The sequence below is a fragment of the Sphingobium sp. FG11 genome (assembly GCF_057809915.1).
The window spans coordinates 72073-93812 of the sequence record NZ_JBMDKW010000006.1; the positions used below are offsets into that span (position 1 = coordinate 72073).

A 21740-nucleotide genomic window follows, 5' to 3' on the forward strand; every position below is an offset into this window, starting at 1 on the left:
CCTAAGCCGGGCGGTGCCCCTTGCGCCATTTGATAAAGAGGTGTCGCGCCAGCATCAGCGGCGGCATCCGCAGCCAGTGCGACCGCACGAAGAAGGCGAAGACGAGCAGCTTGCGACTTTCGCGGCCCCACGCGTCGCGCGCAAGCAAGCGTCGGATGAATAATTGGTCGCTGAATGTCAGCCGATAATTCACGCGGATAGGCGAACTGTATGCTTTAACGGGCGTTCCATAAAGATGATGAGCCAGCCGCAGGGCACGCCAGACAGGGCGGGTCAGTTGCTGAAATGCAGCCTCTTCGAACAGGCTGAGGTAGAAATCCTCCTGCGCCGCGCCAAACTGATGGCATAAGCAATGGATATCCCATAGATTTCTTAAGCCGCCCTGCAAATCGCCATCGGCCAGCATATGCGCCGCTGCATGGCAGATCATATGTTCGGGCGACAGAACGCATAACCCATCGCTTATAGGAATCGCATCGGCGATCATCGCTGGGGCATCGGGGGTCGGGCGCGCGGTCAGCGGCAATATGGTGTGGTGCACGTCGATCATCCGGTCGCGCGTCTGATGGATCATCGGCGGCAGTTCATGCATCCATTGCCGATAATAGGCGTCGTCATAGGGATCGGGCTTGGCCCATTCCCATCCCGCCGCGAACAATGCCGCCTCGACCGCATCCAGCGCTTCGCGTGGCACCAATATGTCGAGATCGCCGATAAAACGCCCCTCGCCCGCTTTCAGGCCGGCGGCGGCATAGGCCGTGCCCTTGAGCAGGATGGCCGAAACGTCCAAATCGGCCAGCGCAGCCATCGCCCGATCCGCTTCCCACAGGGCCTGCTGTGCTTCGCGCGCCGCATCGAGCCGTGCGTCGGCAAGGATCGACCTTACCGCCATGGGAACGTCACGGTCCGCCAGCCGCGCCGCCAATGTGCCGATCAATCGCTCCGCGCGCGCCATCGCGATCAGCGCGTTCCAGTCGGCAGGCGAAAGCCCATCGACGCTAGCGGGGTCGCGCAACGCGACGACGAGCAGGCGCGCGTCCTTCATGTGCGCTCCGCCCATAATTGCTCGACCAGCGCGATCGCCGCATCGCTGGAGGGAAAGTCGATCGCGGTGGCGGGCACGGTAGTGACGAACCGGCTGAGCGCCGCAAACCCCGCCTCGCCAAGCGCGACATAATTGGTCGATGCCTGCGTCAACCGCATGAATATCTCGCCCTGCCCGACCGGGCGGACATCGACGGCATGGCCGAAGCGGGGAAAGAGCAGCAGCGCAGGCATCCCGCTCTCATCCATGCGCGCGACCGCGTCGGTGCGCGGCACGAGATGGCGGATATCGCCCTTGGCGGTCGCCGCCAGCAGCGGACCCATGCGATCCGCCGAAACCTCGCCCGCCATGACGTCGATCGCGCGGTTCTTGAGCGACACCAGCCGGGGGAACGGCAGGATCGCGCCCGTCACCAGATCGAGCAGGGCGAACTCATCCCCCATCAGCCGCCAGCCGCGCTCGCCCAGTTGCGCCGCCAGCGTCGACTTGCCCGACCCCGACTCGCCGGTCATCACCAGCACCCGTCCGTCCTTCTCGACGCTCGACGCGTGCAGCAGCAGATGCCGCCGCCAGCCCAGTGCCATTTGCAGGTTCATGCCCATTTCCGCCGCCAGCAACCCATGGGCGAGGCTCATCGGCGCCGCGTCGGCCAGCCCGTGATCGCCGGTAATGAAGATGGACGGCCGGACCCAGCGGCGCATCATGCTGGTCGGTTCCAGCCGCACGGTGAAGTCGGCGATGCTGTCGGTCACATCGGGATAGGCGGCGTAAAGGCGCTGCAATTGCCGGAGCGGTCCGCGCCAGGCCGATCCGATGCGGAAGGTCGCCGGACCGATGCGCAGGGTCAGGCAATGCGTCACGCTCGCCGCACCAGTCCCAGCGCCGCCAGTTCGGCCAGATGCGCCTCGATCTGCCCGATCGCGTCGGCAGCCGGGCCAAGATCATAGGTGGCGGACAGCCGGTCGAGCAAATCCGGCGCGGTCGCCGGGCCACCGTCGCGCAGGGCGGCAAGCAGTTCGGGCACCGGACTGACCACGATATGCGTTTGGCCCGACGGGCGGTGAAACAGCAGGACGATATCGTCGAGCGCTCGGGTCAGCACCGCGTCGTCGCCCTCATGCCGGTAGAGGATCGGCGCGCTCATCGGGAAAGCGTGAAATGCAGGATCGGGTCAGCGCGGCATCTGCAAGGATGCGTAGCAGGTAAAGCCGCTCGTCCCCGACTGAAGCCGGCGGATATAGTTGAGATAGGCCTGATTCTGATCGTAGCGAGTGCCGGGCAGCGGCCGGCCGCGCAACGCCTGCTTGACCTGTTCGCCGGTAAAGGTGCGGCCCGAGGCAGGGAAAGCCCCCGGCGTTCCCGCCGGCACGACCTGACCATTGGGTGCGATGGCCCCGCCTGCCCGCCCCTGATCGGGCACCGGGATCGTGCAGTTGAGCACCGACGCCGCCGTGCTGGCGAGCGCGGGGCGAATGGAGACGATCGCCGACGCCGCGACCGCGCCACCCATCAGCAACTGACGACGCGACGGCACGGCCATATCCGGTCCCTCGCGCGGATTCTCCGCGTCCTGCCGCGCGGCGGCTTCCTGTTCCGGCCCCTGCTCGCTCATCTCGTCCTGATCCGCTATTGCGCTTGCCAAAATGTAAAGAACATCCGCTAGTCTGAATGAACATCGCAGCAAAGTCGCGAATAATCCAGTGCGGTAACCATGAATCGATTGAGCATTTCCCAGATCACTGCGTCGTTCGCGGTCCTCCTGCTGGGCGCGGGGGCCGCGTTGATGACCGGCGCGTCGGCGCTGATGATCCTGTTTCCGGTCGTCGCAGGCCTGATCATCGGGCTGATCCTGTCTCAGGGAGACGCAGCAACGGGGGACAGGCCGATCGCACCGATCGAGCCGCCCGACATCATCGACCATGATGATTTCGCCGACCTTCTGGAAGCGATATCCGATCCGCTGATGCTGGTGGAGCGCGGCCGGATCGTGCGCGCCAATCGCGCGGCGCATCGGCTGCTGGGCGCGCATATCGATGGCGAGGACGCGCGCATTGCCATCCGCCATCCCGCCGCCGCCGAACGGCTGGCGAGCAGCGCACCGATGCCCGAACCGATCATGATCGAACTGGTTGGCCTGGGCGCGCGCGAACAACGCTGGCACATGCATGTCGCGCCATTTGGCGCGGTCGCGGCCGCGCGAAGGCTGGTCCATCTGGTCGATCGCAGCGGCGCCTATGCCGCCGAAAAGATGCGCGTCGATTTCGTCGCCAATGCGAGCCACGAACTGCGCACGCCGCTCGCGGGGATATTGGGCTTCATCGAAACGCTCGCCGACCCGGAACTCGGCAAGGATGACGAAACCCGCGTGCGATTTCTCGGCATCATGGATCGCGAGGCGCGGCGCATGCAGCGGCTGGTCGACGATCTCATGTCGCTTTCGCGGATAGAGGCGGAAAAATATCGCCTGCCCGATGCTCATGTCGACCTGTCCGAACTGGTGGCCGAAGTGGTGGGTGTGTTCCGCGCGAGCCATGGCGATCGCGGCCGTGAGGTGGAGATGGACATCCGCCCGGACCTGCCCGCCGTTCAGGGCGACCGCGCGCAATTGTCGCAACTGCTGCATAATCTGATCGGCAATGCGGCGAAATATGGCCGACCCGGCACGCCGATCACCGTGCGCCTGAGCGATGGTCCGGGCGGAATGACACGCCTGACCGTGACCGACGAGGGCGACGGCATCGGCCCCGATCACCTGCCGCGGCTGACCGAGCGTTTCTATCGCGTCGATTCGGGACGCAGCCGCGCGGTCGGTGGTACGGGCCTTGGCCTCGCCATCGTCAAGCACATCGTCGAACGGCATCGCGGACGGCTCGACATCGCCAGCACGCTTGGCAAAGGCACGACGATCACCGTCCTGTTGCCCGTTCCCCTGCCGGATACGGCGGAAGCGTGAGACCCATTGCCATCGCTCGCCGCACCCTGCAAAAGCCGTTGTCATCAAACTGCAACATCAATGTCACAAAGGCGCGATGAAGCATGGCTACCGCGCTGCCCAAGGGGGGCGGCGGACAGCGAATCGCAGCCAGGCATCTGATGGAGGTTTTCCCGTGAAGCAGTTCGCAGTCCTGGCCGCGTCGGTGGCAGTCCTTTCCCTTTCCGCTTGTGGCGACAAGGCCGGCAGTGGCGCTGGTGGCGCCCGCGACCAGATCCGCGCGGTCGGCTCCTCCACCGTCTATCCCTTCGCCACCGCCGTCGCGGAACTGTTCGTCGCGGGCAATGCCGGCATGAAGTCGCCGATCATCGAATCGACGGGCACCGGCGGCGGCATGAAGCTGTTCTGCGCGGGCGTCGGCGCGCAATATCCCGACATCGAAAATGCCTCGCGCCGGATCAAGAAGTCAGAATTTGCCGACTGCCAGAAGAATGGCGTCAAGGACATCATCGAAATCCAGATCGGTGTCGACGGCCTCGCCTTCGCGGAATCCAACAAGGGTCCCGGCCTCAAACTGACGCCCAAGATCGTGTATGAGGCGCTGGCCGCCAACCCCTATGGCAAAGGTCCGAACAAGGCGCAGACTTGGAAGGATGTCGATCCCAGCCTGCCCGCAACGCCGATTTCGGTTTTTGGCCCGCCCTCGACCAGCGGCACGCGCGATTCGCTCGCCGAACTGATCCTGACCAAGGGGTGTGAGACCGATCCGGCGATGAAGGCGCTCAAGGAAAAGAGCGAGGACGAATTCAAGGCCACCTGCACCCGCGTCCGCGAGGATGGTAAATATGTGGCTTCGGGCGAAAACGACAATCTGATCGTCCAGAAGCTCGGCGCGAACCCGCAGGCGGTTGGCGTGTTCGGCTACAGCTTCCTCGAAGAGAATAAGGACACGCTCAAGGACGTGTCGATCAACGGCGTCCAGGCGACCTATGAAACCGTGTCCACCGGCCAATATCCCGGTGCGCGCCCGCTCTTCATCTATGTGAAGAAGGCGCATCTGACCGCGATCCCCGGCCTTCAGGCCTATCTCAACACCTTCGCCGCCAATTGGGACCCCAATGGCCCGCTGACGAAACGCGGCATGGTCGCGGCTTCGGAAGATGTGCGCAAGGCCAGCGCGGCGGCGGTCAAGTCGCTGACCGTGCTTGACGGCGCGGCGTTGAAATAAGCCAGAGGGATGACGGGACCAGCCATCTTCCTGCTGCTCGCTGGCCTGGGCGCTATCGCCTGGGTCAGCGCCCGCGCGCGCGCGCTGCGGATGCAGGTTCAGGCGCGCGCGTCCGGCCGACGCGACGCCGTGCATAGCCTGCCGGGTTATCATGGCTGGTATGTCGCGCTGTGGACGCTGGTCCCCGCCGCGCTCTTCCTCGCCATCTGGGCCAATGTTTCGCCAGCACTCGTCACAGAGGCTGTGCTGAGCGAACCGGCGGCGCAAAGCCTGCCCGCCGACGCCTTCTCGCGCGGCGCGATCCTGAGCGAGGCGCGCGCCATCGCGACCGGCGCGCAAAGCGGGGCGTTCAACCCGCTATCGCAGGCGCTGGTCGAACCCTATCGCGTCGCCATGGATCATTATGGGCTGGCGGGCGCAGCACTGGCGCTGCTGCTCGCCTTTGCCGGCGGCGCTTACGCCTTCACCCGCGTCCGTCCCGATTTCAGGGCGCGCACCCGCGTCGAGCGGCTGGTCATGATCCTGCTGATGCTCGCGTCGCTGATCGCGATCATCACCACGGTCGGCATCGTCGCGTCGCTGCTGTGGGAAAGTTTCCGCTTCTTTTCGATGGTCAGCCCGATCGACTTCCTGTTCGGCACCAAATGGAGCCCGCAGTCAGCCGCGCTCGGCTATGGCAATGACGATGCGTTCGGCGCGGTGCCTTTGTTCTGGGGCACGATCTTCATCGGCGCGATCATCGCGATGATCGTCGCCATTCCGCTCGGCCTGATGAGCGCCATCTACCTGACCCAATATGCCCGGCCCGCCGTGCGCAAATGGATGAAGCCGCTGCTGGAGATCCTCGCGGGCGTCCCGACCGTGGTCTATGGCTATTTCGCGGCGCTGACGATCGCCCCGGCGCTGCGCGATTTCGCCGTGTCGGTCGGCATCCACAGCGCTTCGTCCGAAAGCGCGCTGGCGGCCGGTCTCGTCATGGGCGTGATGATTATCCCCTTCGTCTCCTCCATGGCCGACGACAGTATCGCCGCCGTGCCGCAATCGATGCGCGACGGCAGCCTCGCCATGGGCGCGACCACCAGCGAGACGATCCGCCGCGTGCTGATCCCCGCCGCCCTGCCGGGCGTCGTCGGTGGCGTGCTTCTGGCCGTCAGCCGCGCCATTGGCGAAACGATGATCGTGGTAATGGCGGCTGGCCTGTCCGCCAACCTGACGCTCAACCCATTTGCCAGCGTGACCACGGTGACGACGCAGATCGTCCAGCTGCTGACCGGCGATCAGGAGTTCGACAGCGCCAAGACGCTCGCCGCCTTCGCGCTTGGCCTCGTGCTGTTCGTGGTTACGCTGCTGCTCAACATCGTGGCCCTGCGGGTCGTGAAGAAATATCGCGAGGCTTACGAATGAGCGCCCCCAGCCCGGCACCGCGCACGCCCACCGACTGGAAGTCGGACGCGATGCGCAAGCGGATCGCGGGCCGCTATGCCGCAGAACGGCGCTTCAGGCTGCTGGGCCTCGGCGCGGTGGCGTTGAGCGCCGCCTTCCTCGCCTTCCTGCTCATCACCATGATGGGCAATGGCCTGCGCGGCTTCACCCGAACCGAAATCGCGCTGAAGGTCGACTTCCCCGCCTCGCCGCTGCTGCTGGACCCCAATGCGATCACCGAAGAATCGCTCAATCAGGCGAATCTGCCGGTGGTGACGAGCGCGATCGCGCACAAGGAGCTGGGCAATGGTGCGGACGATCTGTTGTCGCCCACCGCCTGGACCACGATCCGCGATGCGATCCGCGCAGATCCGAAAATATTGAGCCGCACCGAAACGATCAGCGTCCCCGCTTCTACGGCAGTCGACCTCGCTGCCAAAAGCGATGGATCGCCGGAGGCCGAGGCGGCCGTGACGCGGCTAAGGGCGCAGCGCCTGCTCTCGACCGGGTTCAACGTCAATTTCCTGACCGCCAGCGACGGCACCGATCCGACGCAGGTCGGCATCTGGGGCGCGTTCAAGGGTTCGCTGCTGACGATGCTCGTGACGCTGTTGCTGAGCTTCCCGATCGGCGTTGCGACCGCCCTGTATCTGGAGGAGTATGCGCGCAAAAACTGGCTGACCGACATTATCGAAGTGTCGATCAACAATCTCGCCGCCGTGCCCTCGATCATCTTCGGCCTGCTCGGCCTCGCCATCTTCCTCAACGTCCTGCACCTGCCGCGATCGGCGGCGCTGGTCGGCGGAGTGACGCTGGCGCTGATGACCATGCCGGTGATCGTCATCGCCGGGCGCAACGCGATCAAGTCGGTGCCGCCCAGCATTCGCGACGCGGCGCTCGGCATCGGCGCCAGCCCCGTGCAGGTCGTGTTCCACCATGTCCTGCCGCTCGCCTTGCCCGGCATCCTGACCGGCACGATCATCGGCATGGCGCGCGCGCTCGGCGAGACCGCACCGCTGCTGATGATCGGCATGCGCGCCTTCATCGCCACCCCGCCCGGTGGTGTCACCGATCCCGCCACCGTGCTGCCGGTGCAGATTTTCCTGTGGTCGGATGAAGTCTCGAAGGGCTTTGTCGAAAAAACCTCCGCCGCGATCATCGTGCTGCTCGCCTTCCTGCTCGCGATGAACGGCCTCGCCATCTACCTGCGCAACAAGTTCGAAAAACGGTGGTAACGACGTTGATGACCGAAGAACAAAGGGCGCTGATGCCCGCCAATCCCAAGATGACGGCGCGGGACGTCAAGGTCTTTTACGGGCCCAAACAGGCGATCAACGGCGTGTCGATCGATGTCGACATGGACAATGTCACCGCCTTCATCGGCCCGTCGGGCTGCGGCAAGTCCACCTTCCTGCGGACGCTCAATCGCATGAACGACACCGTCGCGAGCGCGCGGGTCGAAGGACAGATCACGCTCGACGGCGAGGATATCTACGCCTCGTCGATGGACGTGGTGCAGTTGCGCGCGCGGGTCGGCATGGTGTTCCAGAAGCCCAATCCCTTCCCCAAGTCGATCTACGAGAATATCGCCTACGGGCCGCGCATCCATGGCCTCGCCCATGGCAAGGCGGATCTCGACGTCATCGTCGAAAAGTCGCTACGCCGCGCTGGCCTGTGGGAAGAGGTCAAGGATCGGCTGCACGACAGCGGCACCGCGCTTTCCGGCGGGCAGCAGCAACGCCTGTGCATCGGCCGCGCCATCGCGGTCGAACCCGAGGTCATATTGATGGACGAGCCTTGCTCGGCGCTCGACCCGATCGCGACCGCCAAGATCGAGGAACTGATCCACGAACTGCGCGGCCGCTACGCCATCGTCATCGTTACCCATAATATGCAACAGGCCGCCCGCGTCTCGCAGCGCACCGCCTTTTTCCATTTGGGCGAACTGGTCGAATATGGCGTGACGTCGGACATTTTCACCAATCCGCGGCAGGAGCGGACCAAGGATTATATCACCGGACGCTATGGATAAACTCTTCCCCGAAAGAGGATAGCGCACCCGGTTGAACGGAGCAGAATATGGCTGAACATACGATCAAGGCGTTCGACGAGGAAATCGACCAGCTGCGCGGGCTGATCGCGGAAATGGGCGGTCGCGCCGAAGCGGCGATCGAGCAGGCGATGACCGCGCTGCAACGGCAGGATCTAGCGCTGGCGGCCCAGGTGATCGCCGACGACAAGCGGATCGACGCGATCGAGGCGGAGGTCGAGAAACTCGTCGTGCAGATCATCGCCCTGCGCGCGCCGATGGCCAACGATCTGCGCGACGTGATCGCCGCGCTAAAGATCGTGAGCGTGGTCGAACGGATTGGCGATTATGCCAAGAATATCGCCAAGCGCGTGCCCCTCATCACCGCCAACCAGCGCACGCTGGAGCCGATCTCGTTGCTGCCCTCCATGGGTCAGGTTGCGGGTGAAATGGTGCATGATGTGCTGAACGCCTTCGCCGCGCGTGACGCCGATCTGGCGCTGGCGGTGGTCGAGCGCGACACGGTGGTCGACGATTTCTACAACAGCGTGTTCCGCACGCTCGTCACCTTCATGGTCGAAAATCCCAAAACGATCAGCGAATGCGCGCATCTGCTGTTCGTCGCGAAGAATATCGAGCGGATCGGCGACCATGCGACCAACGTCGCAGAGATGGTCTATTATGCCGCGACCGGCCAGACATTGCCCGAACGCGAGCGTGGTAGCGCCGGGCTGGAGGAATGACCGTGGGCCGGGCCAAGATGCTGCTGGTCGAGGATGACGCGGCGCTCGCCGAACTCCTCATCTGGCATTTCAAGCGCGAGGATTTCGACGTCACCCACACCGTCGACGGCGAGGAAGCGTTGTTGCTGGCGCAAGAGAATGTGCCCGACATCGTGCTGCTCGACTGGATGGTCGAAAGCCTGTCCGGCATCGAGGTATGCCGCCGCCTGCGCCGCATGAACGGCGCCGCCAACGTGCCCATCATCATGCTGACCGCGCGGGGCGAAGAGGAGGATCGCGTGCGCGGGCTGGAAACCGGGGCCGACGATTATGTCACCAAACCCTTCTCCCCGCGCGAACTGGTCGCTCGCGTCGGTGCGGTGCTGCGCCGCGTGCGACCCGCGCTGGCGGGGGAAACGCTAAGCTTCGCCGATGTCGAGATGGACACGGTCGGCCACAAGGTCCGCCGGAGCGGTCAGGTCATTCCATTGGGTCCCACCGAGTTCCGCCTGCTCCGTCATTTTCTGGAGCATCCCGGCTGGGTCTTTTCGCGCGAGCGGCTGCTCGACAGCGTTTGGGGGCAGGATAGCGACATCGAGCTGCGCACCGTCGATGTCCATATCCGCCGGCTGCGTAAAGCGATCAACGCCGATGGCCGCATCGACGTCATCCGCACCGTGCGCTCGGCGGGCTATGCGCTCGATACGGACGGGATGGCCTGATTCTTTCGCCGGCAGGCGGTGTGAATTGCTTGCCGGTGCTTATTCGGCAGGCGCCATCAGCCTTTTAGTGCCCGATCCGTTCAGCAGCCAAAGATAGACGGGGCCGACGACTGGCGCTCGCTTCAGCATCGCACGCCGGATTGCGTTGCCAAGGCCCGGCAGTCTGGCGTGATAGGCTCGCCCTTCGGCCGACTTCTTCATCTGCTTGAGAATGCTGACCTTGGTTTTTCCCTCGCTCATGCGGCGTAGGTAGAAGGCAAGGCCACCTGCATCGGCTGGCCGGCCCAGCATAGTAATATAAGCCCAGCGCACGAAGATTTCGCCATCGGCGCGCATGATCTCGCTGACCGATCGCGCTGGCCGCAAGGGCCGATTGGACGCCTCATCTGAAAAACGACTCGCCATGGCCACCCCTCTGCGACGGAGAGACTATGCCTTCGCCGATAAGACTCAAGCCGCCTTGCGCGCCTTGCTGAGTTTCTTGAGCAACATGTCCCGCTTCAGGCGGGAAAGATGGTCGATGAAGAGGACGCCTTCCAGATGATCCATCTCATGCTGGAGGCAGGTCGCCAGCATGCCGTCGATCTGCTCTTCGTGAATGCGTCCGTCAAGGTCCATCCAGCTTGCGCGGATCGACGCAGGTCGCTCAATCTCGGCATATTGGTCGGGCACCGACAGGCAGCCCTCATTATAGACCGACAGATCTTCTGACCCGCCCAGGATTTCCGGGTTGATAAACACGAGTGGCTTTTTGACCGGGGGCGCGCCTTCCTCGTCGGATTCCGGCTCCTGAAGATCGATCACCAGCACCCGCTTGGGCACGCCGACCTGAATGGCGGCAAGGCCGATGCCGGGTGCATCATACATGGTGTCCAACATATCATCGATCAGACGCCGGAGGTTATCGTCGATTGTATCGACCGGCGTCGAAATGCTGCGCAGGCGCGGGTCGGGCGCCTCAAGAATGGGAAGAATGGCCATGCCGTTAAAATAGACGGGATGCAGCCGGATTTCAAGCGACCGGCCCTCACCCCACCGGGCGACGCGCCCGCAAGGCCTGCGCCAGCGTTCCTTCGTCCAGATAGTCCAGTTCCCCGCCCACCGGCACGCCATGGGCAAGCTGGGTCAGGCGAATCGGAAAGCGTTCGAGCCGTTCGGCCAGATAATGGGCGGTAGTCTGCCCTTCGAGCGTCGCGTTCATCGCCAGCACCACTTCGTCGATGCCGCCCTGCTCCACCCGCCCGACCAGCGCGTCGATGCTCAGATCCTCGGGCCGCACGCCTTCCAGCGCCGACAGCCTGCCGCCCAGCACATGGAAGCGACCGGGGAACAGCCGCGATTTGTCGAGCGCCCACAGATCGGGAACATCCTCGACCACGCACAGCGCACGGGCGTCGCGGCGCGGGTCCGCGCAGATGCCGCACGGGTTGATCGTATCGACATTGCCGCAGGTGCCGCATGTCACCAGCCGCTCGTTCACCGCCTCCAGCGCCCGCAGTAGCGGCTCCATCGCGCTTTCCCGCCGTTTGAGCAGATGCAACACCGCGCGGCGGGCCGATCGGGGGCCAAGGCCGGGCAGCCGGGACAGCGCCTGGGTAAGCGCTTCGATTTCTGGGGAAGCCATGGCGAGCAGATAAGGGCTTGCAACTGGCAGAGACAAGAGGTTTGAGGACATCATGCGCATCATCTATATGGGAACCCCCGATTTCGCCGTCCCGGCGCTCGACGCGCTGGCGCTGGCAGGGCACGAGATCGCCGCCGTCTACAGCCAGCCGCCGCGCGCTGCCGGGCGAGGCAAAGGGTTGCGGTCGTCCCCGGTCCACCAGCGCGGGGAGGCCATGGGCGTGGAAGTCCGCACCCCCGTTTCGCTGAAAGATGAGGGCGCACAGGCGGATTTCGCAGCGTTGAAGGCAGATATCGCCGTGGTCGCTGCCTATGGCCTGATCCTGCCGCCCGCCATTCTGGCTGCGCCGCGCCACGGCTGCCTCAACATCCACGCCTCGCTGCTGCCGCGCTGGCGGGGCGCCGCGCCGATCCAGCGGGCGATACTGGCAGGCGACAATGTGACCGGCGTCACGATCATGGACATGGAGGCGGGCCTAGACACCGGGCCGATGCGCGCCAAGCATGTGACTCCGATCGAGGGCAAGACGGCCGGCGCACTCACCGAAGAACTGGCGCAGGCTGGCGCGGAACTGATGGTGGAAGTGCTGGACGACCTTTCTCTGCATCCGTCCGTGCCGCAGCCCGCCGACGGCGTGACCTATGCGGCCAAGGTCGACAAAGCCGAAGCGCTGCTCGATTTCTCCCGCGACGCGCATCGGGTCGAGCGGCAGGTTCGCGCCTTCAATCCCTTTCCCGGCGCGTTCTTCACCTATGGCGGCGAGCGGCTGCGGGTGCTGGCCGCCCATGTCGAGGATCACGCCGGGCCTGCGGGTGAGCTGCTCGACGGCAGCCTGCTGATCGGCTGCGGCCATGGCGCGATTCGCCCGACGCTGGTCCAGCGGGCGGGCAAGGGCGCGATGTCGGCGGGCGAATTGCTGAACGGCTTCCCCATGCCCACCGGAAGCCGGGTCGATGGCTGACGACCGGCCTGAAGCGGTCGGCACCCGCTTCGCCTTCACGGTCGAATTTGACGGCCGCCCCTTCATGGGCTGGCAGCGGCAGGCGCATGGCCCCAGCGTGCAACAGGCGATCGAGCGCGCGATCCACAGCGTCACCGGCGAGCAGGTGGCGGTCCATGCGGCGGGTCGTACCGATGCCGGGGTCCATGGCATCGCCATGCGCGCCCATGCGCAGATCGGGCGCGCGATCACCCCGTTCCGGCTGATGGAGGCGCTGAACGCGCGGCTGCGCCCCGACCCGGTCGCCATACTCGACTGCGCCATCGTGCCGGACGACTGGCATGCGCGCTTTTCCTGCCTTGGCCGCGCCTATGTCTACCGCATCGCCAACCGGCGTGCGCCGCTCACCTGGGAGCGCGGCCTTGCCTGGCGCGTGATCCAGCCGCTCGATGCTGGGGCGATGCAGGAGGCCGCACAGGTGCTGGTCGGACGCCATGATTTCACGACCTTCCGCTCCGCCCATTGCCAGGCGCTCAGCCCGGTGAAAACATTGAGCCAGCTGGATGTCGAGCGCAACGGCGACCGCATCGCCATTCATGCGCAAGCCCGCTCGTTCCTGCATCATCAGGTACGATCGATGGTCGGCTGTCTGGCGCTGGTCGGCATGGGCCGGTGGTCGGCGCGGGACCTGCGCGATGCGCTCGACGCGCGGGACCGGGCGCGGCTCGGCCTGAACGCGCCGCCCGACGGCCTCTATTTCCTGCGCGCGGACTATTCGGAGAGTGCAACTACGACCTGATTCTTGCCCGTCCGCTTGGCCAGCAGCATCGCCGCGTCGGCCCGCGCGACCAGAGCGAACAGATCCGCCTGCGCATCGGGCATGAGCGTCAGCAGCCCGAAACTGCCACTGATCCCCGGATAATCATCGCCCAGATCCGCCAGCCCCTTGCGCATCCGCTCGACCAGACTGGTCGCTTCGTTCGCGGCAAGTGTCGGCATCATCAACACGAACTCGTCGCCGCCCATCCGGGCGATCGCATCGTGCGGACGGGCCATTGCCTCCATCAGCCGGGCGATATCCACCAGACAGTTGTCGCCGACACTGTGCCCAAACAGGTCGTTCAGCGCCTTAAAGCCATCGAGATCGAGATAGGCGATGCTGAGCCACTGTCCTTCATGCGCGGCATGCTGGACCATGCGTTGCGCATGCGCCGTGAAACCCCGGCGGTTGAGCAGTCCGGTCAGGGGATCGTGGATCGCGTCGAAATGCGCCTGACGCATCTCCGACATATCCTCCACGACCGCGACATAGAAATCCGGCGTCCCCGCTTCGTCACGCGCCATGGCAACGGTCAGGTTGACCCAGATGAAGGAACCGTCCGCGCGCAGGTAGCGCTTTTCCATCGTGTAGCGCGGCAATTCGCCGCCGGTAAGCCGCGCGAGCAGGCCGATATCGGCATTCAGATCTTCCGGATGGGTGATCGCCTGAAAGCCGGTGCGCATCAACGCTTCGGCTGAATAGCCGGTGATTTCGGCGAATCGCGGATTCACCATCAGGAAGCTGCCGTCCATGCCGACATGGGCAATGCCGACCGGCGCGTGGAGGAAGGTCGCCTGAAAACGGCGCTCCGCCAGCGAAAGTGCGGCCTGAACGGCTTCGGCACCCGAACGAAGGCTCGTCGCGACGGTGTCCGGGCGAGACCCGGCAGGCAGATTGGCGTCATGATATGACACGGTGAGTCAGATACCCTCAACTTCGGAACGCAAAACGATCTGGCAGAATTGGGTAAACAGCGTCTTAGCGAACCACCGGGATCATCTCATAGCCTGCCGGGCACAGGTCAAAGGCGGGCGCGGAAAGGCGAAAAATCGGTGCCTTCATCGAAAATATCCAGCCCTTCGCGGCGCTTGAGAAAGCCGACCACCGCATAGGTGAAGGGCGTCAGCAGGACTTCCCACAATACCTTGAGAACGAACTGGCTGAGCATCACCATCAAGAGCGAGGTCGTGGACCAGCCCGCCACGCCGTAAAAGGCGAGCGGATAGAAAAGCAGGCTGTCCACCCCCTGCCCGACGATCGTGCTGCCGATCGTGCGGGTCCATAGATGCCGGCCGCTGGTCCATATCTTCATCTTCGCCAGGACCAGGCTATTGGCGAACTCGCCCGCCCAGAAGGCGCAGATAGAGGCGAATACGATGCGCGGCACCTGCCCGAACACCTGCTCATAGGCCGCCTGCCCCGTCCAGCCCGCATCGGGCGGCATCTTCACCACTACCCACGACATGAACACCATGAACAGCATCGCGCCGAAACCCGCCCAGATGCAGCGACGCGCGCGGGCATAGCCATAGACTTCGGTCAGGACGTCACCGAGCACATAGGACACCGGGAAAAACAGCAGTCCCGCCCCGAACGGCCATGGTCCGATCCATGGCAGGTCGATCACCGCCCGCTTGCCCGCGCCGATCACATTGGACAGCAGCAGGATGGTGACGAACGCCGCCATCACGAAATCGAAATAGCGCAGCGGCCGCGCACCCCGCGCGCCCGCCCCGACCTTTTGAACCCCCGCCTCGCTCATGCCCCATGCTTATCGCGATGCACAACAGATGCAATGCCGCAATGATTGCGCCGCCGCCAAAGCGCCGCTATCGCGCAAGCCCTGAGGCCCCGTAGCTCAACTGGATAGAGCACCCGCCTTCTAAGCGGGATGTTGCGTGTTCGAGTCACGCCGGGGTCACCATGCGCTAGATTTTCAACGTCCGGTCCAGCAGATCGTCGGTCACGGTCATGGTGAAGATCGGGTCGGCGTCAGCGGGCACCTCCGCAATCGCATCGACAAAGGCGGCACGGGTTTTGGGGTCGTCATAGGCCATCTTCTGATCGAACGCCGCGCGCCATGTCGCCTCGTCCGGCCATTCGGCATAGCCCACGAACCGCCCGTCGGCGTCACGATGCAGGCGCGAGCCATAGCTGCCATAGCGGGCGCGGATCAGGTCGGTGCCGCGCCGCCACGCCCGCCGGAACTGATCTTCCTTGCCCGGATGCACCCGCCACCAATAGACCGCCACGAACATCGCCCGTCTCCTTCCACCGAAAAGCGGGCGAAGGCAGGCGATGTTCCGAAAGCGATTACAGGATCGACTGGCCCGTCTTGGCCCAGTCCGCCGCGAAGCCCTCCAACCCCTTGTCGGTCAGCACATGGTTGAACAGCGAGCGGATGACCGCAGGCGGCGCGGTCATGACATCGGCGCCAATCCGCGCGCTTTCCAGTACATGGATGGGGTGACGAACGCTTGCGACCAATATTTCGGTATCGAAACCATAATTATCGTAGATCAGGCGGATGTCCTGGATCAGCGCCATGCCATCGAAGCCATTATCGTCATGACGCCCGACGAAGGGCGAGATGAAGCTCGCCCCCGCCTTCGCCGCCAGCAGCGCCTGATTGGCGGAAAAGCAGAGCGTTACATTGACCAGAGCGCCGTCGTCGGTCAGCGCCTTGCAGGTCTTGAGACCGTCGATGGTCAGCGGCACCTTGATGCAGACATTATCGGCGATCTTCCGCAGGACGGCCGCTTCCTTCATCATCGTCTCATGGTCGAGCGCAACGACTTCGGCCGAGACCGGGCCGTCGACCAGTCCACAAATCTCCTCGACCACTTCCAGGAATTTGCGGCCGGACTTGTGGATCAGCGAGGGGTTGGTGGTCACGCCGTCCAGCAGGCCGGTCGCGGCCAGATCACGAATGTCCGCCGTGTCGGCGGTATCGACGAAGAATTTCATATCGGCCCCTGATGTGGTGATTCGCTCGCGCCGCCTATAGCGCGATCCGGGGAGCATGTCCTACATGGGGGCGATCATGTCCCGCGCCCGCGTCCTCCTGCTCAACGCCGCCCTCGGGCCGCTCGACTATCGCGTGCCGCACGACATGCGCGTGCAGCCCGGCAACATCGTCATCGCCCCGCTCGGCCCGCGCCAGCTCATCGGCGTGGTATGGGAGGAGAATAGCTTTCCCGATGTCGAATCGGTCGGCGACAACCGGCTGCGCAATCTCGTCGCTGTGGTGGATGCGCCGCCAGTTCCGGACACGCTGCGCCGCCTGATCGAATGGACCGCCGACTATTATCTGGCGCCCGCCGCCGCCGTGCTGCGCATGACGCTCGCGTCGATGCCCGCACTGGAGGGCGCGCGCACCGTCATCGAATATCGCCGCAGCGGCGATTTGCCCGACCGAATGACCGAACAGCGCAGCCAGGCGATGGAGCGGATCGGTGAACGGCAGGGGCTGATCCGCGAACTGGCGATGATTGGCGGGGTCAGCGACGCGGTGATTCGGGGGCTGGTGAAGGCGGGCGCGTTCGAGCCGGTGGAAGTCAGCATCGACACACCCTTTCCCGAACCCGATCCGGCCCATGCGCCGCCTGCCCTGTCCGACGCGCAGGCACAGGCGGCCGCGACGCTGGTAGAGGCGGTGGAGGCGGCGACTTTTGCGCCCTTCCTGCTCGACGGCGTCACTGGATCGGGCAAGACGGAAGTCTATTTCGAAGCCATAGCGGCGGCGATCCGGGAAGGACGGCAGGTGCTCGTCCTGCTGCCCGAAATCGCGCTCACCGAGCCATTTCTGGAACGGTTCGAGAAGCGCTTTGGCATCGTCCCGGTCAACTGGCATAGCGGCCTGCGCCAGAGCGAGCGGCGGCGCGCCTGGCGCGCGATCGCCAGCGGGCAGGCGAAGGTCGTGGTCGGCGCGCGATCGGCGCTGTTCCTGCCCTATCCCAATCTCGGCCTGATCGTCGTCGATGAAGCGCATGAGGCGAGCTTCAAACAGGAGGACGGCGTCCACTATCACGCCCGCGACGTGGCGGTGATGCGCGGCCTGATCGAAACATTTCCGGTGATCCTCGCCTCCGCCACCCCGGCGATCGAGACCCGGCATCAGGTCGATCTCGGCCGCTATCGCGAGATCAAACTGCCGTCGCGCTATGGCGGCGCGGAAATGCCGGCGATCGAGGGCATCAACCTGCTGACCGACCCGCCCGAACGCGGCCGCTGGATCGCGCCGCCGCTGGTGAAGGCGATCGACGAGACGATGGCGAAGGGCGAGCAAAGCCTGCTGTTCCTCAACCGGCGCGGCTATGCGCCGCTGACACTGTGCCGCCATTGCGGCTATCGCTTCCAATGCCCCAATTGCACGGCATGGATGGTCGAGCACCGGCTGACCCGCCGCCTCGCCTGCCATCATTGCGGCCATGTCGTGCCGTCGCCCCGTTTTTGCCCCGAGTGCAAGGAGGAGGATAGCCTCGTCGCCTGCGGTCCCGGCGTGGAGCGGATCGCCGACGAGGTGAAAGCCCTGTGGCCGCAGGCGCGGATCGCCATCGTCACGTCCGACACGCTCTGGTCGCCGGCCAAGGTGGCCGAGTTCGTCAAGTCGGTGGAGGCGGGCGATGTCGACATCATCGTCGGCACCCAGCTCGTCACCAAGGGCTATCATTTCCCCAATCTGACGCTGGTCGGCGTGATCGACGCCGATCTGGGGCTGGAGGGTGGCGATCTGCGCGCGTCGGAGCGGACTTTCCAGCAGATCGTGCAGGTCGCCGGACGCGCCGGGCGCGGCCAGAAGCCGGGCCGCGTGTTCATCCAGACCCGCCTGCCGGAAAGCGAGGTCATTCAGGCGCTCATCGCGGGCGATGTCGAGCGCTTCTACGCGGTCGAGACCGCCAATCGCCGCCACGCCAACGCGCCGCCCTTTGGCCGGTTCGCCGCGATCATCATATCCAGCGAGGATGCGGAGGAAGCGGCGCAGGTGGCGCGGCTGATCGGCAAATCCGCGCCGTTGATTGAGGGGATGCGCGTCTATGGTCCCGCGCCCGCGCCCTTGTCGGTGCTGCGCGGGCGTCACCGGCATCGCCTGCTGATCCATGCGACGCGCCAGATCGATATCCAGTCGGCGATCCGCGAATGGCTCGGCAATGTCGTCTGGAAATCGGGCACCCGCGTCGCCGTGGACGTCGATCCCTACAGCTTCATGTGAGCGACATCGTCCCCAGTCCGTGCCGCAACCAGTGCGCGCTCGATGCGACTCGTGGCCATTGCACCGGCTGTATGCGGACGCTGGACGAGATCATGCGCTGGACCCGGATGACCGATGCCGACAAGCGCACCGTGTGGGTTCGGCTCAACCGTCCCGTTCCCGATTGAGCAGCGCCTTCTTGCGCTCCGCCCCCCAGGCATAGCCGCCAGACGCGCCATCAGACCGCCGCACCCGGTGACAGGGGATAAGCAGCGCCAGCCGATTATCGCCGCAGGCCGTGCCCGTCGCCCGCACCGCGCCGGGACGACCGATGGCGGCGGCGACCTCGCCATAGCTACGCGTTTCTCCAACAGGAATGGCGCGCAGGGCGGTCCACACCGCTTGCTGAAAGGCCGTGCCATGCACATCGAGGGGCAGGTCGGGCGCCGCAGCCGGATCGTCGACCAGCGCTGCGACCCGTGCCGCGACCATGCCGAAATCGGCGTCGCCCGGCAGAATCTGCGCCTTGGGAAAATGGCGGCGCAAATCGGCTTCACCCTCGTCGAAACTGACGCGGCACACGCCCTTGTCCGTCGCCGCCACAAGCATGGGGCCAAGGCTGGTCGCCATCACCGCATAGCGGATCACTGCGCCGCGACCGCCATCTTTCCATGCGCTGGGGGTCATGCCCAGATGGCGGTCCGCATCGGCATAGGCGCGGCTCGGCGCATTATAGCCTGCCTCATAAATGGCGCGGGTCACGCTTTCTTCATCGGCCAGCGCCCCCTTGAGCCGATCCGCCCGCAAGGCGCGTGCATAGGCTGCGGGCGTCAGCCCCGTCTCGCGCTTGAACAGGCGATGGAAATGATGCGGCGCATAGCCCACATGCGCCGCGATCGCTTCCAGCCGGGGTGGCGCGGGCGCAGCTTCGATCAGCGCGATGGCGGCGTCCACCGCGATCCGGTCCCGCCCGACCTCGTCCGGGCGGCAACGCAGGCATGCGCGAAAGCCCGCCGCGCGCGCCGACGCCGGATCGGGCAGGAAGATCATATTCTCCCGCTTCGGGTGCCGCGCGGCGCAGCTTGGCTTGCAGTAAATGCCGGTGGTCAGCACCCCGCCGACGAATGCGCTATCGAACCTGCGATCGCGGCGCAGGAACGCGTCCCAGCAACGGTCGGGGTCGAGCGGGACGCTCGCGGCGGATGGGGGGCGAGTCATCTGGTTCATGGATATGGGATAGGCGCGCCGGCAATGCCATGCTTCCCGAGTCTTGCCTTCAAAAAGCGCGCATGATCGCCGCCGCATTTTTCCCGATTGCCTAACGGCCGTCATGCCATATGAAGGCACGCAATATGGTCGCTCTGCTTCGCCTCATCCTGCCCGTCCTCATCCTCGCCTGCCCGATGGCAGCCCGCGCGGAAAGCCAGGATATCGCCGCTGCCGCGCGGGGGGTGGTGCGCGTCGCCATCGTCGCGACCGATGGCGCGGAAGCCTATTTCGTCGGCCATGGCAGCGGCATCGCGGTCGCCCCGGACAAGGTTCTCACCAACGCCCATGTGGTCGAACTGACGCGGCAGGAAAAAAATCTCGTCATCGGCATCGTGCCATCCGAAGGGCGCAAATCCTATGGCGGCCATGTCATAGCCTATTCGCCGGGCAATGATCTCGCGCTAATCCAGCTTGACGAGGGTAGCCTGCCGGTCAGCACTTTCTTCGCGGGCGCGGCCACCGATGGCCAGCATGTCACCGCGATCGGCTATCCCGGCACCGTGGATCGCGCGCAGGGGCTTGGCCTGCGCCAGATGGTCGAGCCGCTGGATACGGTAAAGACCAGCGGCAACATCTCATCGGGCCGCAGCAGCCGGACGTTCGACACGCTGCTGCACACGGCTCCGCTGGCGGCGGGCAATAGCGGCGGACCGCTGGTCGATGATTGCGGCCGGGTGCTGGGCGTGAACAGCTTCGGGTCGGTGTCGGACGGCAATGACGCGGAATTCGGATTCGCCGTTTCCTGGCGGGAAATATCGTCCTTCCTGCGGCAGGCGGGCGTGGCCTCGCTGCATACGGTCGCGCCCTGCCGTTCGATGGCGGAGGCCGACGCCGCCGAAGCCGCGATCACCCAGCGCGAATCGCAGGTGCTGGAACAGTCGAGCCGTGCCCATGCCGATGCCCGCGAGCAGGCGGTGGGCAAGGCGCGCGACGCGGCGGAGCGCGATATCATCGCCGCACGCGAAAATGCGATGGCGGGCGCGGCCGTGCTGCTGGCGCTGGCGGTGCTGGGGCTTGGCGCGGGCGGCCTGTTCTATACGCAGGGGCGCGAACGCCGCGCCACCTGGTTTCTGGCGGGCGGCGGTCTGCTGTTGCTGGGCGCGCTCGGCCTGTTTTTCTTACGTCCCAGCTTCTCCAGCATCGACGACCGCATCGTGATGCCGGAGGACAAGAGCATCACCACCAACGGGGCGTTCGCATGGGCGGGCGATAATATCTGCCGGATCGACCTCAACCGCAGCCGCCTCACCGTATCGCAGGGCAATGACATCCCGTTCCATTGGGCTGAGGGCGGCTGTGTCGATGGCGCTACGCAATATATCGCTTCGGGCACCGGCTGGACCCGCGCCCATGTGCCGGATGAAGGCAATTATGTCACCGCCAGCAGCTTCGATCCCGCAACCGGGCTGCTGCGGGTGCAGCGCTGGCTGCCCGACGCCAACGTCATGGAAAAGGCGCGCGCTCTGACGAAAGATGGCCCGGTCAGGAACTGCTCTACAGATGCGGCGGCGCTGGCGAAGATCGCCAGCCTTGGATCGGGCCTGTCGTCGCTGCTGCCCGCACAACCCAATGAGCGCCTCGTCTATCATTGCCAGAAAGGCCTCCTCGCGCCCAAAGACAGCGATAAACCGTATAAGGTTTCACAGTCGAACTGACTTTGAAATAGGCTTTGGCGCGCAGTCGCGATGAATCACGCCACATGACTTGCATAGTCATAATCCCGCTGCTAACCGGCCCATCAACAGGGGGACGGGCATGACTGCTCCCCTCTCTTTGCATGACCGGCATAGACTATG

24 protein-coding genes and 1 tRNA gene are annotated in these 21740 nt (G+C 65.0%); 13 read left to right on the top strand and 12 right to left on the bottom strand.

Translation table 11 applies throughout. The annotated features are described in order from the left end of the window. Position 1: 1 nt before the first annotated feature. The 4 genes from ACODSN_RS07130 to ACODSN_RS07145 are packed head-to-tail and all read right to left on the bottom strand — an operon-like array spanning position 2 to position 2657. Entirely contained in the window at positions 2–1045 is a 1044-nt protein-coding gene (locus tag ACODSN_RS07130; protein ID WP_489054224.1) for a nucleotidyltransferase domain-containing protein, read from the bottom strand. Then, on the bottom strand, positions 1042–1905 hold the full coding sequence (locus ACODSN_RS07135; RefSeq protein WP_489054226.1) for an HprK-related kinase A: 864 nt from the start codon (positions 1903–1905) through the stop codon (positions 1042–1044). The genes ACODSN_RS07130 and ACODSN_RS07135 overlap by 4 nt, the downstream gene beginning before the upstream one ends. Beyond that, a complete protein-coding gene (locus ACODSN_RS07140; protein WP_489054227.1) occupies positions 1902–2189 on the bottom strand; it encodes an HPr-rel-A system PqqD family peptide chaperone in 288 nt (95 codons plus the stop codon). Before ACODSN_RS07140 ends, ACODSN_RS07135 begins: the two co-directional genes overlap by 4 nt. Positions 2190–2216: 27 nt before the next feature. Then, a complete protein-coding gene (locus ACODSN_RS07145; RefSeq protein WP_489054228.1) occupies positions 2217–2657 on the bottom strand; it encodes a hypothetical protein in 441 nt (146 codons plus the stop codon). A gap of 99 nt (positions 2658–2756) precedes the next feature. Here ACODSN_RS07145 and ACODSN_RS07150 point away from each other — a divergent pair, with 99 nt between their 5' ends. From ACODSN_RS07150 to phoB, 7 genes are all read left to right on the top strand, one after another. After that, positions 2757–3998 carry an ATP-binding protein gene (locus tag ACODSN_RS07150; RefSeq protein WP_489054229.1) on the top strand — a complete coding sequence of 414 codons (1242 nt, stop codon included), beginning with the start codon at positions 2757–2759 and terminating at the stop codon, positions 3996–3998. A gap of 154 nt (positions 3999–4152) precedes the next feature. After that, positions 4153–5205 carry a substrate-binding domain-containing protein gene (locus tag ACODSN_RS07155; protein ID WP_489054230.1) on the top strand — a complete coding sequence of 351 codons (1053 nt, stop codon included), beginning with the start codon at positions 4153–4155 and terminating at the stop codon, positions 5203–5205. Positions 5206–5214: 9 nt separating this feature from the next. Then, positions 5215–6609: a phosphate ABC transporter permease subunit PstC gene (pstC, locus tag ACODSN_RS07160; RefSeq protein ID WP_489054232.1), complete on the top strand. Its 1395-nt coding sequence runs from the start codon at positions 5215–5217 to the stop codon at positions 6607–6609. Beyond that, positions 6606–7862: a phosphate ABC transporter permease PstA gene (gene pstA / locus ACODSN_RS07165; protein WP_489054233.1), complete on the top strand. Its 1257-nt coding sequence runs from the start codon at positions 6606–6608 to the stop codon at positions 7860–7862. The genes pstC and pstA overlap by 4 nt, the downstream gene beginning before the upstream one ends. A gap of 8 nt (positions 7863–7870) precedes the next feature. Further along, positions 7871–8659 (top strand): phosphate ABC transporter ATP-binding protein PstB, encoded by a 789-nt coding sequence (pstB, locus tag ACODSN_RS07170; protein ID WP_489054235.1) that lies wholly within the window; start codon positions 7871–7873, stop codon positions 8657–8659. Between the two features lie 47 nt (positions 8660–8706). Continuing rightward, positions 8707–9399 (top strand): phosphate signaling complex protein PhoU, encoded by a 693-nt coding sequence (phoU, locus tag ACODSN_RS07175; RefSeq protein WP_489054237.1) that lies wholly within the window; start codon positions 8707–8709, stop codon positions 9397–9399. A gap of 2 nt (positions 9400–9401) precedes the next feature. Next, complete coding sequence (gene phoB / locus ACODSN_RS07180; RefSeq protein ID WP_489054381.1) at positions 9402–10100, top strand: phosphate regulon transcriptional regulator PhoB; 699 nt, start codon at positions 9402–9404, stop codon at positions 10098–10100. A gap of 39 nt (positions 10101–10139) precedes the next feature. On the opposite strand, the gene ACODSN_RS07185 is transcribed toward phoB, so the two are convergent. From ACODSN_RS07185 to recR, 3 genes are read right to left on the bottom strand one after another with little or no spacing between them, the layout of a single operon-like run. After that, the gene (locus ACODSN_RS07185; protein ID WP_489054238.1) at positions 10140–10505 is read right to left on the bottom strand and encodes a DUF4214 domain-containing protein; all 366 of its coding nucleotides are present in this window, start codon (positions 10503–10505) and stop codon (positions 10140–10142) included. A gap of 45 nt (positions 10506–10550) precedes the next feature. Beyond that, positions 10551–11081 carry a peptide deformylase gene (def, locus tag ACODSN_RS07190; RefSeq protein ID WP_489054239.1) on the bottom strand — a complete coding sequence of 177 codons (531 nt, stop codon included), beginning with the start codon at positions 11079–11081 and terminating at the stop codon, positions 10551–10553. A gap of 46 nt (positions 11082–11127) precedes the next feature. Further along, on the bottom strand, positions 11128–11724 hold the full coding sequence (gene recR, locus ACODSN_RS07195) for a recombination mediator RecR (RefSeq protein WP_489054241.1): 597 nt from the start codon (positions 11722–11724) through the stop codon (positions 11128–11130). Positions 11725–11776: 52 nt separating this feature from the next. On the opposite strand from recR, the gene fmt reads away from it, so the two are divergent. Further along, a complete protein-coding gene (fmt, locus tag ACODSN_RS07200; protein WP_489054242.1) occupies positions 11777–12685 on the top strand; it encodes a methionyl-tRNA formyltransferase in 909 nt (302 codons plus the stop codon). Continuing rightward, entirely contained in the window at positions 12678–13463 is a 786-nt protein-coding gene (gene truA, locus ACODSN_RS07205) for a tRNA pseudouridine(38-40) synthase TruA (RefSeq protein WP_489054244.1), read from the top strand. Before fmt ends, truA begins: the two co-directional genes overlap by 8 nt. Here truA and ACODSN_RS07210 read toward each other — a convergent pair. Further along, on the bottom strand, positions 13436–14398 hold the full coding sequence (locus ACODSN_RS07210) for a sensor domain-containing diguanylate cyclase (protein WP_489054246.1): 963 nt from the start codon (positions 14396–14398) through the stop codon (positions 13436–13438). The genes truA and ACODSN_RS07210 overlap by 28 nt on opposite strands. 107 nt (positions 14399–14505) lie before the next feature. After that, the gene (locus tag ACODSN_RS07215) at positions 14506–15246 is read right to left on the bottom strand and encodes a queuosine precursor transporter (protein ID WP_489054247.1); all 741 of its coding nucleotides are present in this window, start codon (positions 15244–15246) and stop codon (positions 14506–14508) included. Positions 15247–15331: 85 nt separating this feature from the next. On the opposite strand from ACODSN_RS07215, the gene ACODSN_RS07220 reads away from it, so the two are divergent. After that, a tRNA-Arg gene (locus ACODSN_RS07220) sits at positions 15332–15408 on the top strand. Positions 15409–15412: 4 nt separating this feature from the next. Here the strand turns inward: ACODSN_RS07220 and ACODSN_RS07225 are convergent. Beyond that, complete coding sequence (locus tag ACODSN_RS07225) at positions 15413–15742, bottom strand: antibiotic biosynthesis monooxygenase family protein (RefSeq protein ID WP_489054249.1); 330 nt, start codon at positions 15740–15742, stop codon at positions 15413–15415. A gap of 55 nt (positions 15743–15797) precedes the next feature. Then, positions 15798–16451 (bottom strand): fructose-6-phosphate aldolase, encoded by a 654-nt coding sequence (gene fsa / locus ACODSN_RS07230; RefSeq protein WP_489054250.1) that lies wholly within the window; start codon positions 16449–16451, stop codon positions 15798–15800. A gap of 76 nt (positions 16452–16527) precedes the next feature. Here fsa and ACODSN_RS07235 point away from each other — a divergent pair, with 76 nt between their 5' ends. Both ACODSN_RS07235 and ACODSN_RS07240 read left to right on the top strand, forming a co-directional pair. Then, on the top strand, positions 16528–18696 hold the full coding sequence (locus ACODSN_RS07235; RefSeq protein WP_489054252.1) for a primosomal protein N': 2169 nt from the start codon (positions 16528–16530) through the stop codon (positions 18694–18696). Continuing rightward, positions 18693–18863, top strand: a complete 171-nt coding sequence (locus ACODSN_RS07240) for a DUF1289 domain-containing protein (RefSeq protein ID WP_489054253.1) — start codon at positions 18693–18695, stop codon at positions 18861–18863. The genes ACODSN_RS07235 and ACODSN_RS07240 overlap by 4 nt, the downstream gene beginning before the upstream one ends. Here the strand turns inward: ACODSN_RS07240 and ada are convergent. Then, complete coding sequence (gene ada, locus ACODSN_RS07245) at positions 18841–19902, bottom strand: bifunctional DNA-binding transcriptional regulator/O6-methylguanine-DNA methyltransferase Ada (RefSeq protein ID WP_489054254.1); 1062 nt, start codon at positions 19900–19902, stop codon at positions 18841–18843. The two genes, ACODSN_RS07240 and ada, sit on opposite strands and share 23 nt — an antisense overlap. A gap of 125 nt (positions 19903–20027) precedes the next feature. On the opposite strand from ada, the gene ACODSN_RS07250 reads away from it, so the two are divergent. After that, the gene (locus tag ACODSN_RS07250) at positions 20028–21599 is read left to right on the top strand and encodes a S1C family serine protease (protein ID WP_489054256.1); all 1572 of its coding nucleotides are present in this window, start codon (positions 20028–20030) and stop codon (positions 21597–21599) included. Positions 21600–21740 lie beyond the last annotated feature (141 nt).

Bases quoted from the DNA above. Each gene is read 5' to 3' on its own strand.
- ACODSN_RS07130 (WP_489054224.1), bottom strand. From the start codon at position 1,045: ATGAAGGACGCGCGCCTGCTCGTCGTCGCGTTGCGCGACCCCGCTAGC.
- ACODSN_RS07140 (WP_489054227.1), bottom strand. From the start codon at position 2,189: ATGAGCGCGCCGATCCTCTACCGGCATGAGGGCGACGACGCGGTGCTG.
- ACODSN_RS07145 (WP_489054228.1), bottom strand. From the start codon at position 2,657: ATGAGCGAGCAGGGGCCGGAACAGGAAGCCGCCGCGCGGCAGGACGCG.
- ACODSN_RS07150 (WP_489054229.1), top strand. From the start codon at position 2,757: ATGAATCGATTGAGCATTTCCCAGATCACTGCGTCGTTCGCGGTCCTC.
- pstC (WP_489054232.1), top strand. From the start codon at position 5,215: ATGACGGGACCAGCCATCTTCCTGCTGCTCGCTGGCCTGGGCGCTATC.
- pstA (WP_489054233.1), top strand. From the start codon at position 6,606: ATGAGCGCCCCCAGCCCGGCACCGCGCACGCCCACCGACTGGAAGTCG.
- pstB (WP_489054235.1), top strand. From the start codon at position 7,871: ATGACCGAAGAACAAAGGGCGCTGATGCCCGCCAATCCCAAGATGACG.
- phoU (WP_489054237.1), top strand. From the start codon at position 8,707: ATGGCTGAACATACGATCAAGGCGTTCGACGAGGAAATCGACCAGCTG.
- ACODSN_RS07185 (WP_489054238.1), bottom strand. From the start codon at position 10,505: ATGGCGAGTCGTTTTTCAGATGAGGCGTCCAATCGGCCCTTGCGGCCA.
- def (WP_489054239.1), bottom strand. From the start codon at position 11,081: ATGGCCATTCTTCCCATTCTTGAGGCGCCCGACCCGCGCCTGCGCAGC.
- recR (WP_489054241.1), bottom strand. From the start codon at position 11,724: ATGGCTTCCCCAGAAATCGAAGCGCTTACCCAGGCGCTGTCCCGGCTG.
- fmt (WP_489054242.1), top strand. From the start codon at position 11,777: ATGCGCATCATCTATATGGGAACCCCCGATTTCGCCGTCCCGGCGCTC.
- truA (WP_489054244.1), top strand. From the start codon at position 12,678: ATGGCTGACGACCGGCCTGAAGCGGTCGGCACCCGCTTCGCCTTCACG.
- ACODSN_RS07215 (WP_489054247.1), bottom strand. From the start codon at position 15,246: ATGAGCGAGGCGGGGGTTCAAAAGGTCGGGGCGGGCGCGCGGGGTGCG.
- ACODSN_RS07225 (WP_489054249.1), bottom strand. From the start codon at position 15,742: ATGTTCGTGGCGGTCTATTGGTGGCGGGTGCATCCGGGCAAGGAAGAT.
- fsa (WP_489054250.1), bottom strand. From the start codon at position 16,451: ATGAAATTCTTCGTCGATACCGCCGACACGGCGGACATTCGTGATCTG.
- ACODSN_RS07235 (WP_489054252.1), top strand. From the start codon at position 16,528: ATGTCCCGCGCCCGCGTCCTCCTGCTCAACGCCGCCCTCGGGCCGCTC.
- ada (WP_489054254.1), bottom strand. From the start codon at position 19,902: ATGAACCAGATGACTCGCCCCCCATCCGCCGCGAGCGTCCCGCTCGAC.
- ACODSN_RS07250 (WP_489054256.1), top strand. From the start codon at position 20,028: ATGGTCGCTCTGCTTCGCCTCATCCTGCCCGTCCTCATCCTCGCCTGC.